Genomic DNA, 17,076 nt, shown 5'->3' with positions numbered 1-17,076 from the left:
ATTATACGTTGTCTCACAGTTTCACAAAAACGCTGCCACGTGGATTTTTACTCACCGCTTGCAATCTCATTTTTATATTTTACAATGAGACAAACTGTATTGTTACATTTTTTTCGAGGATGAATTATGGAATACCGTATTGAAAAAGATACAATGGGTGAAATGCAAGTACCTGCAAGTTCACTGTGGGCGGCACAAACCCAAAGAAGTTTGAAAAACTTCAAAATTGGTACTGAAAAAATGCCACAAGAACTCATCAAGGCATTCGCAATTCTCAAAAGATCTCTAGCTGTCGTCAATTGCAAGTTAGGTAAACTAGATGAGGGCAAGAAGAATGCGATTACTCAGGCTTGCGATGACATTCTTGCCGATAAATACCCGAATGAATTCCCACTATCTGTGTGGCAGACAGGAAGTGGTACACAAACAAACATGAACATGAACGAAGTGATCGCCAATCGCGCGATCCAAGTCTTAGGTGAGGACTACACCAAAGTAAAAACCATTCACCCTAACGATCACGTCAACATGTCGCAAAGCTCCAATGATACTTTCCCAACAGCAATGCACGTTGCCGCAGTAATAGACATTGAAGATCGTTTACTTCCTTCTATCCAAAAACTGCGTGACGTTTTACAAAAAAAAGTAGAAGAATTTTCTGACATTGTCAAAATTGGTCGTACGCACTTACAAGACGCCACACCTCTAACACTAGGACAAGAGTTTAGTGGCTATGTCGCCATGCTTGACACAAACATGCGTCAGGTAAAGGAAAGTTTGGAACATATTCGCGACCTTGCCATTGGTGGTACCGCCGTAGGAACAGGTTTAAATGCCCACCCCAAACTAAGTGAAATGGTTGCCGAAGAAATTAGCAATGTGACCGGAAAGAAATTTAATTCTGCACCAAATAAATTTCAGGCGCTCACTAGTCACGATGCCATTACTTATGTCAGTGGTGCGCAAAAAGCACTGGCAGCTAACTTAATGAAGATTGCCAACGATGTGCGTTGGTTGGCAAGTGGCCCACGCTGCGGTATCGGAGAAATCGCCATTCCTGCCAATGAGCCAGGAAGCTCCATTATGCCCGGAAAAGTAAACCCGACACAAGCAGAAGCCATCACTATGGTCGCTTGTCAAGTATTCGGCAACGACGCCACGATCGGTTTTGCTGCCAGCCAAGGGAATTTCGAGCTAAATGTATTTAAGCCGGTCATCATCTACAACCTGTTACAGTCAACACGTCTTTTGAGTGACGCAATGGTTTCCTTCTGTGACAATTGCGCCGTAGGTATCGAACCTGTCAAAGAAAACTTAGATCGTAACTTAAACGATTCCCTGATGTTGGTAACGGCTCTTAATCCTCATATAGGCTATGAGAATGCTGCCAAGATAGCCAAAACAGCTTTCAACGACAATAGTACGCTAAAAGAAGCCGCCATCAAACTCGAATTACTTACCGCAGAACAATTCGAAGAATATGTGAAACCACACGAAATGACTTCTCCAAAAGAATAGTTCGCGTGGTTACAAATACATGTCATTCCTGCGTAAGCGCATGTGTCAAGCTAAGCGTGAAAGCTTTTTTAATAAAGATCCACAAATCCATGTCATTCCCGCGTAAGCGCATATGTGTCAAGCTAAGAGTGAAACTTTCGTAATAAAGACTGACAAATCCGTGTCATTCCCGCGTAAGCGGGAAACCAGCAATATAAAGTTAACTTGTAAACGCTGGATCCCTGCTTTTGCAGGGATGACACAATAAGAGGCTTATATCTTAGCTTGACAGCCATGTGTTTTTGTAGGGATAACACCATAAGGATTTACATAAAACTAGCATGCCTCTAGAATTCTATTTTGATATATGTTATGATATAGAGAGTACATGTTAACGGATATATACATATTAATAGAATAAAAGTGACTGAACCAAAAGCCAAACCGAACCATAACTACAATTCAAAACAACGATTATAAAATCCGTTAAATGCATACACAAACCAATCATCCTAATCGTTCTGTGGTGTTTTATGACGAATCCTGAAAATAAAAACAAAGACTCATTTAGTAGTCGTATAAAAACGAGTCTACAACAAAAAGAAAATGGTGCACAAAACGAAACGTTGGATAAGCTACGGCATATTTCTGGTTCGAAAGTCACCGATAGTACCGTAATAGATACTCGGTCACCGAAGTCTACGGGCCGTAAAAGTAAACCAACATCCCAAGAAGAGTTTAAGTGTTTAGATGCGGATCGTTACGAAGTTATCGAAGAAATTGGTAGCGGTGGTTTCGGACGCGTTTATAAAGGCTTTGATACGAAACTCAGTAGACAAATCGCTATAAAAACCGTTCGTTTTGACAAAAACACCGAAACAATTGCTTTTGAAAACGAAGCGCGTACCTTGGCACAGTGTAACCATCCCAACATAGTTCAAGTACACGATGTTCTCAAAAGCAATGATAGTTCCTGTATCGTTATGGAGTTCATCAACGGGCCAAACATTTGTGAATATGCGGCCACACTGAAGGAAAGTAAACAATCAAAACAATGGCAACGCATTTTATGTTCGCACATCGTTGATCTTGTAGATGCATTGTGCTATATGCACAAACGCGAAATCTATCACCAAGATATCAAACCCAAAAATATACTAGTTTCCCTCAGCAATAGTTGTGCGAAACTCGTCGATTTTGGTTTGGCAATTGACTACTTTGATCAGAGTAAACACAGTGGATTGTCAGGTACATATGGCTATATGCCACCAGAAAAATTTTGTGGTGAAGGCACGCCAAAAATGCATGACATATATGCTTTTGGAGCGGTATTTTTTGAAGTTTTTACCGGAAGAGTTGCCAATCCTGGAGAGACAGCTCGTGAAGTAGCCGAACATGTCGTCGAAGGTAAAATAGAATTCTCTGATACCGAAAGTATCAACGAAAAGTTACAAAAAATTTGCTTAAAGTGCCTGGAAAAAGATCCGGAAAAACGCTACCAAAGTTTCGAAGAAATCTACAGAGACATAATGAAGTATCTTGGTGGCAACACCGCTGTTAACGACTATCCATACCTATCTCTCATTGCCGATAAAAAGAAGTTAGTGTTCCCACTAACGCAAAGTAAAAACTTTATTGGACGTACTTTTAACAACCAAATCGTAATTCCCGACCCCTCTATTTCACGCTCTCAGGCAGTTATTGAAATAAGCGAAACGGTAAAAATCAAAAATCTCAGTGAAGTAAACAAAATCAAGGTGGGAAACATCGAACTCGGATACGAACAAAAGATGCAACTTGTGGGACATGAGACCATCAAGATTTCCGACTACATATTTCACTACATACCACGCTCGGAAATACAAGATACCAAAGAAATGGTTATTGAAATCGAAGGAAAAAATTCGCAAGTGGTCAATCGCGTCGTGACACCTATCTCCGCTTCGCAAAAAGAAGCACAAAAAATAGGCCTTACTTACTCGCAAATTGACAATAGTATGTGGGAATCAACCATTGCCACGCAAGAGAGAAAAGAGTCACCTATCTCATCGTTATCTACCAAAGACGAAAAACCTCTCAAGTCACAAGATATACAAGAACTGCAATCTTCCATAGATAAACTCAAAAAAACCATAGAACAATTTGAACAAAAACTTTCACAGCAGTAGACCTATCATTAGTTATGGAATTACCCATGGATATTTTCGAACGTTTACAAAATAGAAGTTCCGTGCGTTCATTTGACACCACAAAACAAATTCCACGAGAACATGAACAAAAAATTGTCGGCGCTGCGCAGAGAGCGTCTACATCCTTCAATCTCCAGACATACTGTTTTATATCAGTGAAAGATACAGAAAATAGAAAGAAACTTGCTGAACTTAGTGGAGAGCAGTGGTTCATTTGTAAGGCAAGCCTTTTCTACGTCGTTTGTGTCGATTTATACAAAATGGACTTTATCGCGCACAAAGCCGGTTACAAATATCACCAGAAAAACCTGCTAGAAGGTTTCTTAATGGCGAGTATAGACACGGCAATTGCCGGACAAACGGCAGCAATAGCTGCAGAAAGCTTAGGATATGGTATTTGCATGATTGGTGGCATTCGCAATCATGTCGATCAGGTATGTGAAGTTTTACAACTTCCACAATTGGTAGTGCCTCTTTTCGGATTGTGCATCGGACACCCTCGTAAAGTAAACCCTCCCAAACCACGTTTGCCTATTTCAGGTATTTTACTCGAAGATACGTATGATAAAAGTTGCGTAGAAAATGCGATCGAGGAATACGATGAACAAATGGCACATTCAGGATTGTACAATAACAGAGAGTTTCCCAAAAAAGATATCGAAGAACTGCGTGAAGTTGCCAAAGACAAATATGGATGGGTTGAACATTGCGCGCGACGTGTTGCCACACAAGATCCCCTAAAAAGTCGTGCACAACTTTTACAAATTTTGCAGGAACGCGGCTTTCCACTCGGTTAGAATTTTATTTACTTCGTAAAAGAATAAAGGCGGCAGTTGCCGCCTTTTCCACCGCAGGATACAAACGATAGTTATTTTAGGATTTCTTTTTTGATGACTTGCCAACAAACCATCAAAAAAAATTAGAGGAGCAATAATAACTCCTCTATGGGTCTACATGTTAACGTTGGTTACATAGCTTAATACACACACACTTTTCATACCGGCATAAAAAAATATATTTTTTTTTACAACTAAATCAACTTGCCCGCTTCTGAGCCCGAGCCCGTTCCCGTTTGCATTTTCATCTTCGATCAATATACTCATCCCAACTTTTCACAGGCCAGTTCTTATCATGCCACAGTGATTCGACAAATAATTTCGCACATTTTATATTGGTAATAAGCGACACAGAAAAGTCAACAGAGGTACGCCGAATCAAATATCCATTTGTGAGTTCAGATCTCTCATTGCTCTTTGGTATATTAATCACTAAATCAATTTTTCCCTGTGTGAGATAATCATGAATGTTGGGTTGTTTATCTCTTTCAAGAGGCCAATGCAGCATAGAGGTCTCGATTCCTTCTTTACTTAAAAACTTTGCTGTACCTGCCGAGGCAAACAACTTAAATCCCATTTTTTGCAATTTGCGCGCACTATCCAAAAACTCTAACTTTTGTACCATTGGCCCTGTAGATAATAAAATATTCTTTTTGGGAATGCGAAAACCAGTGGACAACAGTGCCTTAAGAAAAGCTTCATAGCGATTTTCTCCAAAGCAAGCGACTTCACCAGTGGACGCCATTTCCACACCCAAAATAGGGTCGGCACCATGTAACCTTGTAAAAGAAAATTGTGGTGCCTTGATACACACATAGTCTAAATCAAAAATGGGCAGAGATACCTTCTCTACCTTTTCTCCCAACATAACACGCGTGGCTAAATCGATAAAATTAACCCCAAGGGTTTTTGACACAAAAGGAAAAGTACGTGAAGATCGCAAATTGCACTCGATCACCTTAATGGAATTATCTTTTGCTAAGTACTGGATATTAAATGGCCCCGATATATTTAAATGACGTGCAATTTTTCTCGTTATGTCGCGAATACGACGTATCGTTTCTATATATAAATTTTGTGCCGGAAGAACGAGCGTGGCGTCGCCGGAGTGCACTCCGGCATTTTCTATATGCTCAGAAATGGCATAGGCGACAAGTTCACCTTTATTTGCCACAGCGTCCATTTCAATTTCCTTGGCGTCCGATATAAATTTAGACACAACCACAGGATGGTCCGCAGATACCATGGTGGCTTTTTGTAAATAACCTTCTAAATCTTTTGAATTGTAAGCAACGTTCATTGCCGAACCACTTAACACATACGATGGGCGAACAAGAACGGGATAACCAACGCTTTCACCAAACTCTTGTGCATCAGAAATACTCGAAAGTTCTTTCCATTGCGGTTGGTCAACACTCAGAGAATCAAGCAATTGCGAAAATTTATAACGATTTTCCGCCTGATCGATTTGCCGAGGATGTGTGCCAAGAACTTTGACATTTTCATTAAAAAGTGGTATAGCAAGGTTGTTGGGAATTTGTCCCCCCACCGAAAGAATGATACCCGCAGCGCACTCACGCTCGTATATATCCAACACCCGTTCTAATGACAATTCCTCAAAATATAAGCGATCGCACTCGTCATAATCGGTACTCACCGTTTCGGGATTGTAATTGATCATAACATTTTTATATCCATGTTTTCTTAAGGTACGAATACAACTTACAGCGCACCAGTCGAACTCAACACTACTTCCAATGCGATACGTTCCACTTCCTAGAACAATAATACCTTTACTACTCACCGGTGTATCATTTTCTAGGCCATTGTATGTCATGAATAAATAATTTGTTTTTGCAGGATATTCGGCGGCCAGGGTATCAATTTGTTTAACAACAGGGATAATACCGTTGGCTTTGCGCAAGCGACGAACTTCTTTACTACTAATGTCAAAAATTTGCGACAACCGCACGTCGGAAAAACCGAGCTGCTTGGCACGAAGTAATGTTGCTTGGTCGATATTCATCCACTCTAGCTCGCGAAGATGTTTTTCAAAATCGATAATGTTTTGTAATTTGCTCAAAAACCAACGATCTATTTTGGTTTTTTCATAAACATATTCAATTCCCTTATTGTCATAAAGAGCGGTGGCAATGGCAAAAATACGATGTTCAGAAGGTTGCTGTAGCTCTTGCTCGATATCGAGAAATTCTTTTATTCGAAGCCCATATGGTTGAGATTCTACCATGCGAATAGCTTTTTGTATGGCCTCTTCAAAATTACGTCCAATGGCCATAACTTCACCAACGCTTTTCATGGCACTGCCTATTTTATTCGACACTTGGTGGAACTTTGTCAAATCCCATTTGGGAAACTTCACCACAACATAGTCAAGACTTGGCTCAAAACACGCGGCGGTCTCTTGGGTAATGGAATTTTTAATTTCCACCAAACTTTTTCCCAACGCTAACTTCGCGGCAACAAATGCAAGAGGGTATCCCGTCGCTTTAGAAGCAAGAGCACTACTGCGCGACAAACGCGCATTCACTTCGATAACACAGTAATTTTCGGAGTGAGAATCGAGAGCAAATTGAATATTACACTCACCAACAACCCCTAAATGACGAATCACTTTCAGAGAAATAGCACGCAATTTGTGGTATTCATCATTCGACAACGTCTGCGAAGGTGCCACAACGATCGAGTCGCCGGTATGAATTCCCAGTGGGTCAAAGTTTTCCATATTACAAACAGTAATACAATTATCATAGGCATCGCGAACAACTTCGTATTCGATCTCTTTCCAACCTTGCATCGATCTTTCCACGAGCACTTGGCTTGTCATCGAAAATGCCACCTTGGCAAGTTCTTCTAACTCGCGATCATTTTGTGCAAAACCAGATCCCAAACCTCCTAGCGCATACGCGGCGCGCACAATAACCGGATAACCAATATCATTGGCGGCACGAATAGCTTCCTCCACGGAGTTTACCGCGGTACTCTGCGCAATATTCACATCAATTTGTTCAAGCTTTTTAGCAAACAAATCGCGGTCTTCGGTGGCAATGATTGTCTCGATAGAAGTCCCCAGAACCTGCACATTAAATTTTTCAAAAACGCCTTGTTCATACAACTGAATCCCACAGTTTAGCGCTGTTTGTCCGCCAAACGTCAACAAAATACCGTCGGGGCGCTCGCGTTCGATAATCTGTATGATAAATTCACAGGTAATCGGATAGAAATATACTTTGTCAGCCAGTCCTTTTGACGTCTGAATAGTAGCAATATTTGGGTTGACAAGAATCGTATAGAGACCTTCTTCTTTCAGGGCTTTAATCGCTTGAGATCCGGAATAATCAAATTCACCTGCTTGGCCAATGGAAAGACCTCCGGAACCAATCACCAAAACTTTTTTAACATCAGGACGCGATGGCTGTGGTAAACATGCAACCTCTAAAGGCTCTTCGTTGCGCAGTTTGCGCAAAAACATGTCGAAAATAAACTCCGTATCTGTCGGACCACCTTTTGCTTCGGGGTGAAATTGTACCGCCAAAAACGGCTTTTCGTTATGAATCAGACCTTCATTGGTGTTGTCATTGGCATTGACAAAAAATTCAGACCAGCCTTCGGGAATGCACGAGACAAAGTAGCCGTGGTTTTGTGGAGTGATATAGCAATGACCTGTAGGAATGTGTATGCACGGCTGATTTTGCCCACGATGTCCATACTTGAGTTTTTCGGTACTCCCACCTGCTGCGAGGGCCAGTAGTTGACTCCCCAAACAAATCCCTAAGATGGGCTTAGATTGTTGCAAAGCGCAACGGAGATTTTCAATCGTTGTGACACAATTTTCAGGGTTTCCAGGACCATTGCTTACAAAAATCCCATCATAATCTTCTTGTAGAAAATCATAGTCCCATGGTACAAGTTTTACACATACACCTTGCTTTAGAAAGTAACGAATAATATTGCTTTTGATACCGCAATCGATGGCAATAATTTTGGTGTCTCCACTACCAAATGTTTTTACTTCTGGAGTCGAGACCTTCGCCACTAGGTTTTGGATATTTGGATTGACGAAGGAAGTGTCGTTGTCATCAACAACTACTTTTCCCAACATAGTCCCTTGGTTGCGCAATTTCTTTGTCAAAAGGCGTGTATCGACACCATAAATACCAGGTATATCGTTCTCTTCCAACCACTTAGCCAAAGACCTTTGCGAATTCCAATGACTGTGTTCTTCAGAGTAACCAGCAACAACAAGTGCCGAAATCTGTACTTTTTGAGACTCAAAATGCTGCAACAACCCCCACTCATCGACTGTGTCGCCTGGAACACCATAGTTACCGATGAGAGGGTATGTCAACACTAGAATTTGTCCGCAATACGAAGGGTCTGTCAGCGACTCGGGATACCCGACCATTCCCGTGTTGAAAACCACTTCACCAGCTACAGACTTCCGTGCCCCAAACAACTCTCCCGTAAAGCAACTTCCATCTTGTAAAATTAATTTTGCCATTTTGCCTTATCCTAGAAAAAACAGTTTTTTGAGGTTTATATAACAAACAATGGCTAAAAAAACAAGTCCTAGGTGCCTAATTTTTTTCCAAACCCGAGCCCGGAAGCGAGCTCGGATTGTTATTTCTTATGTGGTCTTGTTGTACAGAGGAAGATACAAAATAAACATTGCCCCGTCGGTAACGCGATGATCGTGAATTAACTTCCCATTGAGGTGTTTCGCCAAGCGTCTACTTAATGCCAGGCCAAGTCCCACTCCCGGAGCAGAATGTGCGGCCTCTTCTGCGGACTTACTAAAAGCGCCAAATAACTTGCGTTTTTGCTTTTTTTGTATACCAGGTCCATAATCACGCACTTTTAACAAAAAATAATGAGCGGTTTTCTCCCCAGAAACCACAATGCGTTTTTCTTTTCCATTAGAAGCATACTTGCATGCATTGTCTACCAAGTTAAAAACAATTTGTTCTACAATAGTCGTGTCTGTATACAACATTTGTTTACACAGTTCGTCATTGATATCCATCACGAGTTGCATATTGCCCTGCACAGCACGCTGTTCAATGTGACTTTGCATGTGATTGAGGAGTTTATCGACCTGCAAAGGCTGCAAATTTTTTTGCGTACGTTTTCGTTCGAGGCGTGCATATTCCAATACATTTTCCACAAGGTGCGTCAGTCTTTTGGCTTCTGCGAGCATTGTGGCAAAATAACGCTTTTGCTTTTTCTCACTGACCATTCCTTCATTTAGCATCTCGGCATACATACGAAAAGTGGTTAGCGGTGTTCGTAATTCGTGAGTCACAGACGATACAAACGAAGCACGTCTCTCGCTGATAGAGACGACACCGAATAACAATACGCTAATGGCAATGGTTGCAAGAATCATACATCCCCATGCCACCATGAGAGAAATACGTATGGGAGAAAGTTGACTAATGCCACTAAAATCTACGTTACCAGGAAGAAGCTGTATAGGCAACATCGCGAGAATACGCGCTTCCTGATGGGAGTGGTTGTGTGGTTTTAAATTTGCGTTGGGGAGAAGATCGTGAATATTCTCCAACAAATTTTTACGCAATGTTTCCCAGTGAATCCAACATCCTTGGAAATAGTATTCGTTATCGATCATTACCGGACGAATAAATAACAATACATCTTTTATCCAAATGGCTTTCATTAACCCTTCACCAACATTGTTCTGTGGTATTCGATTTCGCATGCTATTGGTAGACGATAACTGTTGGTATTGTTTACGTACGCGAAATTCTGACTGGTTTTTCTCAAACCATGTTTTTTTCTGCACCTGCATTTGTTGCTGATTTTGCGACACTTCTTTTTCTATATGAAACTCTTTTTGTATCGGCACCGCGTTTCTAGACGTATATGTCGGTCGCTTATTTTTTGGCGTACCATGCACAATCGCTGTTTTAGGCTTGCGAATATTCCTTGGCAATATTTTTTGCAAATGTTCAAAATCTACTTTTTGCCGTAACTGACTCAACAAACTATAGGCGATGTCAATTTTCTTGTTTGTGGTGTACTTATCCACCGCAATGCCGCGCATGGTGGTAGATGGCAATTGTGGTGAAGTCATTTTTCCATCTGGGTGTATTTGAAAATGCAACAAAATATTTTTTGATGGTGTTGTCATCAGAGGCGAAGGAACTAAAAATTCTCCCGCGTACACCTCGTCAAACATTTTGCTATATGCTCGTTCTAATGGATAAAAAGAGCTGTAAAAAAAATACGGCGAAGCGTTTTCTTGGGCAATAATAGGGGCAAGATACGAATCAAGCCTCCACAAGGCGAGACGTACATTTTCTTCAACAAGTGCTTCGTGACTTGCCTGCTGTTGCGCTTTTTCTAAATCCCAAACGATATTATTTACCCACAACATGGTAATTATCGTAGCGACTAAACACGTACCAAAAATACACCAAATATACAAAGGTCGCATTATTTCTCTCCAAACATATAGCCCTTGCCACGTACGGTAGATATAATGGTCGATGAACTGTCACGCAATTTCTCACGTAAGCGCGCAATGTGCATATCAATCGTACGTGTCTCCACTTCCCCAGGAGAAAATTTCCACACACGTGTGAGTATTTCTTCGCGAGAAATCGCACGATTTGCATGACAAACAAGGTATTGCAGTAACGCAACTTCTCTCTCGGACAGAGAAGCTTTTTCTTCATCGGCAAAACGTATCTCGCATTTAGAAAAATCAATCACTCCGCCATCAAACGCAACCGTTTGTCTTTTCTTAGGCCGTTCCGGTGAACGTCGTAGCACAGCGTCAATTCGTGCAAGTAGTTCTTTTATACTAAATGGCTTCACAACATAATCATCGGCACCAAGACGCAGTCCCTGAACACGGTCATTTTCTTCGCCGCGCGCCGTAAGGATAATTACCGGCTGTGTAGAATTCGCACTGCGCACTTCCTGTAGTATTTCCAAACCACTATGCTCGGGAAGTACCAAATCAAGGAGCAGCAAATCGTACTCATACGACAACGCCATCTCCATACCTGTGTCACCACGGTCCGCTTCAAGCACCTCATAACCTTCAAACTCTAGAGCATCTACGATTCCCTGACGAATCGCAAAATCGTCTTCCACTACTAAAATTTGTTTCGTCACCATCCTTCTCCTTACAACTCGTTTCTTATATCTTAGCACGCATACAAAAACTTTGATGTAACAATTTTGTAAAAATGCCCGCGCCGCTGTTCCAAGTAAGCATTTCATTGTACGAAATGAACTAACTGGTAGAATATGCTGTTACAAAGTAGGTTGATCGGTGGAATCGGTTTTGTTCGGATTGTGCGCTTCATGTATACATTTCATTTGTTTATAAATCTCCAAAGAATTCGGAAAATGGGAAAAAGAAATCACGGTATTATCTTTTAACTTTATAGTAATCACAAGCGATATATCCCCTTCATTATTTTCAGATTGGATCGAAATATCGCCGATTTCCTTCCATTCAACGATGCGTTTTGGTGCGAAAACGTGGTGAACAATAATTCCTTTTTCTTGAACGGTAATGGCAATTTCAATAAAAAACATCGCCCACATCATTAGGATTGCAATACCTAAAACTATTATGCCGGTGTAATCCTGTTCGCGAATTTGAAAAATAGAGACTGCGAAAAAAATCAAAACAATCCCCAAGTATATGAATACCCTATCCCAACTCCCTCGGTATTTTTGCGGTAGCTCCGGTAAGATATAAGAGTCAAAATCTTCAGAGTTTTGCAAATCATCGCGATACAAAACCTCTTGAACGTTGGTTTTAACAACGCGTTCTTTGAACATATCCATTAACCTCGGAAAATTTTCGGCGTACAAAGAAACAAATATTTCTTTTTCGCTATCGGATTTACTGTAGAAACGCATGCATTTCTTTGCTGATAGGTCTTCCAACTCCATATCCGACCAAGTGATGAAAATATCATCTTCGATATGTGTAATACCTTTTATGTCTACCCCTACTCTCTGGCCAATAAAACTACCGATCTCACGATCTTCTCTTGTGGCAACACGAATAACATACATAGACAACAAGAAAAATATAGAAATCACCAAATTCCAAGTGTACAGTATTGCCGCCCCAGATAGAACGGCAATAAGAGCTGCCGAAAATATCAGCAGTTTAGAAGCTTTTTTGTAACGCACTTTACAAACGATTAGATATTTTTCTTCTCCTGTGGTATCCTCTTCTTTTTCATACGTTGGTATTTTTTTAGACAACGACCGCGAAGCAAAACATGTACCCAGTGCAACAACCAATATACCAAGCCCCCACAGATACAGTTCGATTTCTTTTCTTCCGACGTTGCCAAGCGCCAATGCAAAAGCCCCAATAAATGTCAAGGCCACCAACATAAGCCCAAAACTAATCGCAATCCACAGTGTCAAACCTGAAATGGACTCCAAAACAAATCGAAGTAAACCATGTAAAATTTTCATATCTGTCATTCCTTAACTCTAAAAGATGTCCATACTTTATTGCTAACTTACTCCCTGAAAACGCAATACAAAGGGAAAGTTAACATCGGTGAAGAACAAACAAAATGGGAAAATTAAAGCTAGAAGATAACAGATTTGATCTTGGCACCACTATTAAATAATTTGTAAAATAAAAAAATATCTCTCCTCTGTTAGGAACCAAAAATAATGATCATTTTTAGCGAATATATCTCCACAAACTCCGAAAGCTCACGCGATTTACAGAAAATGACACAAACGGCACAAACGTTAGGATGTCGTGTTTATTTTATTCCTGGAGATTTCACAGACTGTGAAAATGCCGCAAATGCGCTCTGTTATGTTCCACAACAACCAAATCCAACAACGGCGGTGTGTATTGGTTACATCCCTACCCTAGATTACTATCGCGAAATATACAACGTCGCCAAGGATAAAAATATCTATTTAATCAATACGCCTCAGGAGTATGAACTCGCAGAACATTTTCACTTATACTATCCGTTTATAAAAGACCTGACACCAAAAAGCCACTTCATCCACACCTCAGACGAAATTTCCCAACAAAACTTTACGTTTCCCGTTTTTGTCAAAGGTTCAGTGCTATCTCTAAAATCACAAGGAACGGACTCATGTATTGCCCACAACAAAAACCAATTACATGAAATCGTAAATAAGTTATTCACCCACTACAACAAACGAACCGTAGGCACAGTAATCGTGCGTGAGTACGTCAAATTACGCCACGTGCGCAAATCATCACAAGGTTTTCCCTTTGGACGCGAATACCGCGTATTTTTGTACAAAGGACAGGTTCTAGCATATGGATACTACTGGGATGGAGAAGACGAACTGGCACAGTTGTCTCCACAAGAAGAAAAACAAGTCTTGCAACTCGCCACGCAAGTAGCCAAGCGTATCGCAACGCCTTATATTGCTATTGACATAGGTCAACTTGAAACGGAGGAATGGATTGTAATAGAGGTAGGTGACGGCCAATACTGTGGTGCAACCCATGTGCCACTGTTTACGTTGTGGAATCAACTAGTAGAGCAGACTAAAGACCCAAAAGCCAAACGACATCTTTTCGGCACAAGTTAGATACATTAAGCTCTCAGTGGGCTAGTGTCAGGTTGTTCTCTGGAGAATACAAAACTACCATCGGAGTCTCTGGAACTACAAAACCACCATCGGAGTGTCATCCCTGACTTGATCAGGGATCCAGACGCATACAATTTAACTTTGTTTTGTGGATTCCTGGTCAAGCCAGGAATGACACAGATTTGTAAGTCTTTATCGAGAAAGTTTTCTCGCTTAGCTTGACAGCCATGTGCTTTTGCAGGAATGACACCCCAATCCTACTTCTCATCAACATCGTAATTGGGATAGACGCGCTCAATCTCGTTGATAAACTCACGCATTTTGGGACGATCTTTGTATTCCAAAGACATGGCCTTGGTAATAATCTCCGCCACCTCACTGTGCAGTTTAGGAGCGGCCTTACTCAGAGGTACAAAGTCACCATTTACGATTGCTGACATTGTATCGACGATATCTTTTTGTGGAAATGGTGGCTTTCCAGATAATAGACGATACATAATCGCAGCTACAGAATACACGCTGGACTTTTCTTTTTGAAATTCTCCTTTTACTTGTTCCGGAGACAAATACCTCGTATACTCTAAATTCATTTCGCGAAAATTCTCCAAACCGGTAAAACGCACATATAGATTCGAGTTTTTTCTTTCCATATATATTGTCCATGGATTTATGTATTCCACAAAAAAACCTTGGTTTTTCAAAAAACGTATATCCTTATTTATGATATTCATTAAACGCAAAGTTGTACGTACCGCTAGTTTGGCACCTTTTATTTTACAAAAGAGTTCTTGCAAACTTCCCATACAACAATACTTTAAGGTCACGAATAGATATCCGTCTTTATTGCCATAATCATAAATCGGAAGTAAACCTCCATTTTTGCTATTCGCATTCTTCACCATTTCTGTAAATGCGGCTTTTTTTTCCGCGGATATGCTTTCATCCTTCACTCTTTTCATCACCGAATATTGTTTTGAATCCAAATGCTGCACTAGATACGTTTGCTCGTTGTCGTTGTCTCCCCATAAACTCAGAAGGTTGTAACCAGCATATGCTTCATCGACACGTTGCCCTTTGTCAAGTGGCGGAATTGCCCACGAGTCATATGCATATTCAATCGCCTTTAGCATTTCACCTGCGGTTTGGTAGCGATTTTCCCTCTCGCGCGCCATGCTTTTTTCCACAATTGCCACAAGCTCTTTTGGCAAATCGCGATTTATACTGCCAAGAGGTGTTAACGCGCCATCTAAAATAGTCTCACATAGTTGAGCAAAACCCTTACATTCATGGTATGGCGGATTACCAGCTAGTAAATGGTACAATGTCGCCCCCAAGGAATAAATATCATCGCGATGGTCCGTAGTAGAAGAGTCGGTGAGTTGTTGTGGGGAAGAATAATATGGTGTTCCCATCACGGTCCCCATGACCGTTAGTTGTGTATTGTGTTGTCCCCCCATAAATTTTCCCAAGCCAAAGTCGAGAAGACGACATACATTGCCAAACTTGCGAAATATAATATTTCCCGGTTTAATATCGCGATGGATAATATTTTTCTTTCGCGCATACTCAAGAGCACTCGCCATTTTTTGTGCTATTTTCATCACAGTAGGAGATCTCATCGGGCCTTCTTGGGTAACGATCATTTCAAGGTTTTTTCCTTCGGCATACTCCATTACGATGTATAGACGCTTTACTCGTTCACAATATCCTACCTCCAGAGTTTGAACTACGTTCTGGTGCCGCATTTGTTGCTGCACTTCGCCTTCACGTAGAAAACGCTTGTACAGTTCACTTCCACGGCTATGTTGTTTGTTGAGAATTTTAACCACAACTCTCTTCTCCTCGTCTGCGTTTGGGTACGCGAGAAAAACAGTCCCCATTTCACCATGACCTATTTTTTCCATCAGTTGATAATTACCAACCACTCGCCGTCGCGGAATACCCAAATTAGAAGAAGCATACATTAAATGTACGATCGTTTCCTCATCAAAAACAGCTTCACCAAACGCCATGGAGGAAAGCGGTAAACGCCAGCAGATTTCCTCCCCTACCGGTGTAAAAAAATGCCATTCGGCTTCGACAATACTTGAAAGCATTTGTTGAAATTCTGTTTCAGTAAATTTTGGTAACGCCGCGGTATTGAGAGAACCGCTGTCAATAACAAACGATGACAACAAGTCTTTATGTACCAAACGATATAGTTGTGGTGAATAATGGAGTTCTAAATGATAGGAGTGATAATCACCATCTTTGGATGGTGGAAGAACAACGACAATTCCCACCTGATTCTCTAGCGGTGCAGGAATCTTATTTAGCAAGCTTTTTATATCAGAGGTAACTTCGTTGTCAAGGTTTGACGTGGTATTGTTACTCAATAATGCATCCTGCAAAACAGTAAAATCCTGAGTAGGGGAAATGGTCCCCGTATTGTGTGTGGTTCGATAGATTGTTTCCCAAATTTTTCGCTGCGAGTTATTCTGAAAACGCATAGCCGACAAAGTCGTTTCCGCTCCCTTGGTATGGAATTTTTGTTCGCGGTTGGGATTCCATCTTCCTTCTTGAATACACTGAACAGGAAGATCTGTTGTACCTGCCCCCAAAATAAAGCTGTGCTGTAAGTGACGATTTTGTCCACCACCACGCAAAATATTTCCACGATATCCCAAAAAACGCTTTTCACTCAGATTTTTAGCGGTAATGCTTTTTACCAAATATCCACTTGCGCGTTCCTGTACTTCCACTTCGCCATCTTGCATCCCCTGCCATAGAAAGCACTTTATCTCGCGTTCGTTTTTAGGTTCACGAGAAATAATGGGAACCATCATTACATTTTTTAAGCGTTGTTGGTGGGAAAAATCAGCGTAAATATTTGGTATTCTCACAGCGACATCCTTAAAACTTCACTACAAATGTTCTAAATTGGTAACCGAAAATTTTATTGA

The 17,076-nt window shown here is 40.9% G+C and carries 9 protein-coding genes; 4 read left to right on the top strand and 5 right to left on the bottom strand.

The window, feature by feature from the left end:
• Positions 1-126 precede the first annotated feature (126 nt).
• The 3 genes from fumC to UABAM_RS17560 all read left to right on the top strand — a co-directional run bounded on the left by fumC (position 127) and on the right by UABAM_RS17560 (position 4,483).
• A complete protein-coding gene (gene fumC / locus UABAM_RS17570; protein ID WP_151969317.1) occupies positions 127-1,518 on the top strand; it encodes a class II fumarate hydratase in 1,392 nt (463 codons plus the stop codon).
• Positions 1,519-2,030: 512 nt separating this feature from the next.
• The gene (locus UABAM_RS17565; RefSeq protein ID WP_151969316.1) at positions 2,031-3,665 is read left to right on the top strand and encodes an FHA domain-containing serine/threonine-protein kinase; all 1,635 of its coding nucleotides are present in this window, start codon (positions 2,031-2,033) and stop codon (positions 3,663-3,665) included.
• A gap of 26 nt (positions 3,666-3,691) precedes the next feature.
• Positions 3,692-4,483, top strand: a complete 792-nt coding sequence (locus UABAM_RS17560) for a nitroreductase family protein (protein WP_173013391.1) — start codon at positions 3,692-3,694, stop codon at positions 4,481-4,483.
• A 283-nt stretch (positions 4,484-4,766) separates the two neighbouring features.
• Here the strand turns inward: UABAM_RS17560 and carB are convergent, their stop codons facing one another.
• The 4 genes from carB to UABAM_RS17540 all read right to left on the bottom strand — a co-directional run bounded on the left by carB (position 4,767) and on the right by UABAM_RS17540 (position 13,015).
• Complete coding sequence (gene carB, locus UABAM_RS17555; protein WP_151969314.1) at positions 4,767-9,041, bottom strand: carbamoyl-phosphate synthase (glutamine-hydrolyzing) large subunit; 4,275 nt, start codon at positions 9,039-9,041, stop codon at positions 4,767-4,769.
• Between the two features lie 126 nt (positions 9,042-9,167).
• The gene (locus tag UABAM_RS17550) at positions 9,168-10,997 is read right to left on the bottom strand and encodes a sensor histidine kinase (RefSeq protein WP_151969313.1); all 1,830 of its coding nucleotides are present in this window, start codon (positions 10,995-10,997) and stop codon (positions 9,168-9,170) included.
• A complete protein-coding gene (locus UABAM_RS17545) occupies positions 10,997-11,686 on the bottom strand; it encodes a response regulator transcription factor (protein WP_151969312.1) in 690 nt (229 codons plus the stop codon). Before UABAM_RS17545 ends, UABAM_RS17550 begins: the two co-directional genes overlap by 1 nt.
• Positions 11,687-11,824: 138 nt before the next feature.
• A complete protein-coding gene (locus UABAM_RS17540) occupies positions 11,825-13,015 on the bottom strand; it encodes a hypothetical protein (protein ID WP_151969311.1) in 1,191 nt (396 codons plus the stop codon).
• A gap of 207 nt (positions 13,016-13,222) precedes the next feature.
• Here UABAM_RS17540 and UABAM_RS17535 point away from each other — a divergent pair, with 207 nt between their 5' ends.
• Positions 13,223-14,134: an ATP-grasp domain-containing protein gene (locus UABAM_RS17535; RefSeq protein WP_151969310.1), complete on the top strand. Its 912-nt coding sequence runs from the start codon at positions 13,223-13,225 to the stop codon at positions 14,132-14,134.
• Between the two features lie 257 nt (positions 14,135-14,391).
• Here the strand turns inward: UABAM_RS17535 and UABAM_RS17530 are convergent, their stop codons facing one another.
• Positions 14,392-17,016: an ARPP-1 family domain-containing protein gene (locus UABAM_RS17530; protein ID WP_151969309.1), complete on the bottom strand. Its 2,625-nt coding sequence runs from the start codon at positions 17,014-17,016 to the stop codon at positions 14,392-14,394.
• Positions 17,017-17,076 lie beyond the last annotated feature (60 nt).

This window comes from Candidatus Uabimicrobium amorphum (assembly GCF_009002475.1).
Classification (GTDB): Bacteria; Planctomycetota; Uabimicrobiia; order Uabimicrobiales; family Uabimicrobiaceae; genus Uabimicrobium; species Uabimicrobium amorphum.
The sequence above is the reverse complement of the archived record's forward strand: the minus strand, read 5'-3'. Positions and strand labels throughout refer to the sequence as shown.

Coding starts and splice junctions, on each gene's coding strand:
- UABAM_RS17560 (WP_173013391.1), top strand. CDS start 3,692: ATGGATATTTTCGAACGTTTACAAAATAGAAGTTCCGTGCGTTCATTT.
- UABAM_RS17545 (WP_151969312.1), bottom strand. CDS start 11,686: ATGGTGACGAAACAAATTTTAGTAGTGGAAGACGATTTTGCGATTCGT.
- UABAM_RS17535 (WP_151969310.1), top strand. CDS start 13,223: ATGATCATTTTTAGCGAATATATCTCCACAAACTCCGAAAGCTCACGC.
- UABAM_RS17540 (WP_151969311.1), bottom strand. CDS start 13,015: ATGAAAATTTTACATGGTTTACTTCGATTTGTTTTGGAGTCCATTTCA.
- carB (WP_151969314.1), bottom strand. CDS start 9,041: ATGGCAAAATTAATTTTACAAGATGGAAGTTGCTTTACGGGAGAGTTG.
- fumC (WP_151969317.1), top strand. CDS start 127: ATGGAATACCGTATTGAAAAAGATACAATGGGTGAAATGCAAGTACCT.
- UABAM_RS17565 (WP_151969316.1), top strand. CDS start 2,031: ATGACGAATCCTGAAAATAAAAACAAAGACTCATTTAGTAGTCGTATA.
- UABAM_RS17550 (WP_151969313.1), bottom strand. CDS start 10,997: ATGCGACCTTTGTATATTTGGTGTATTTTTGGTACGTGTTTAGTCGCT.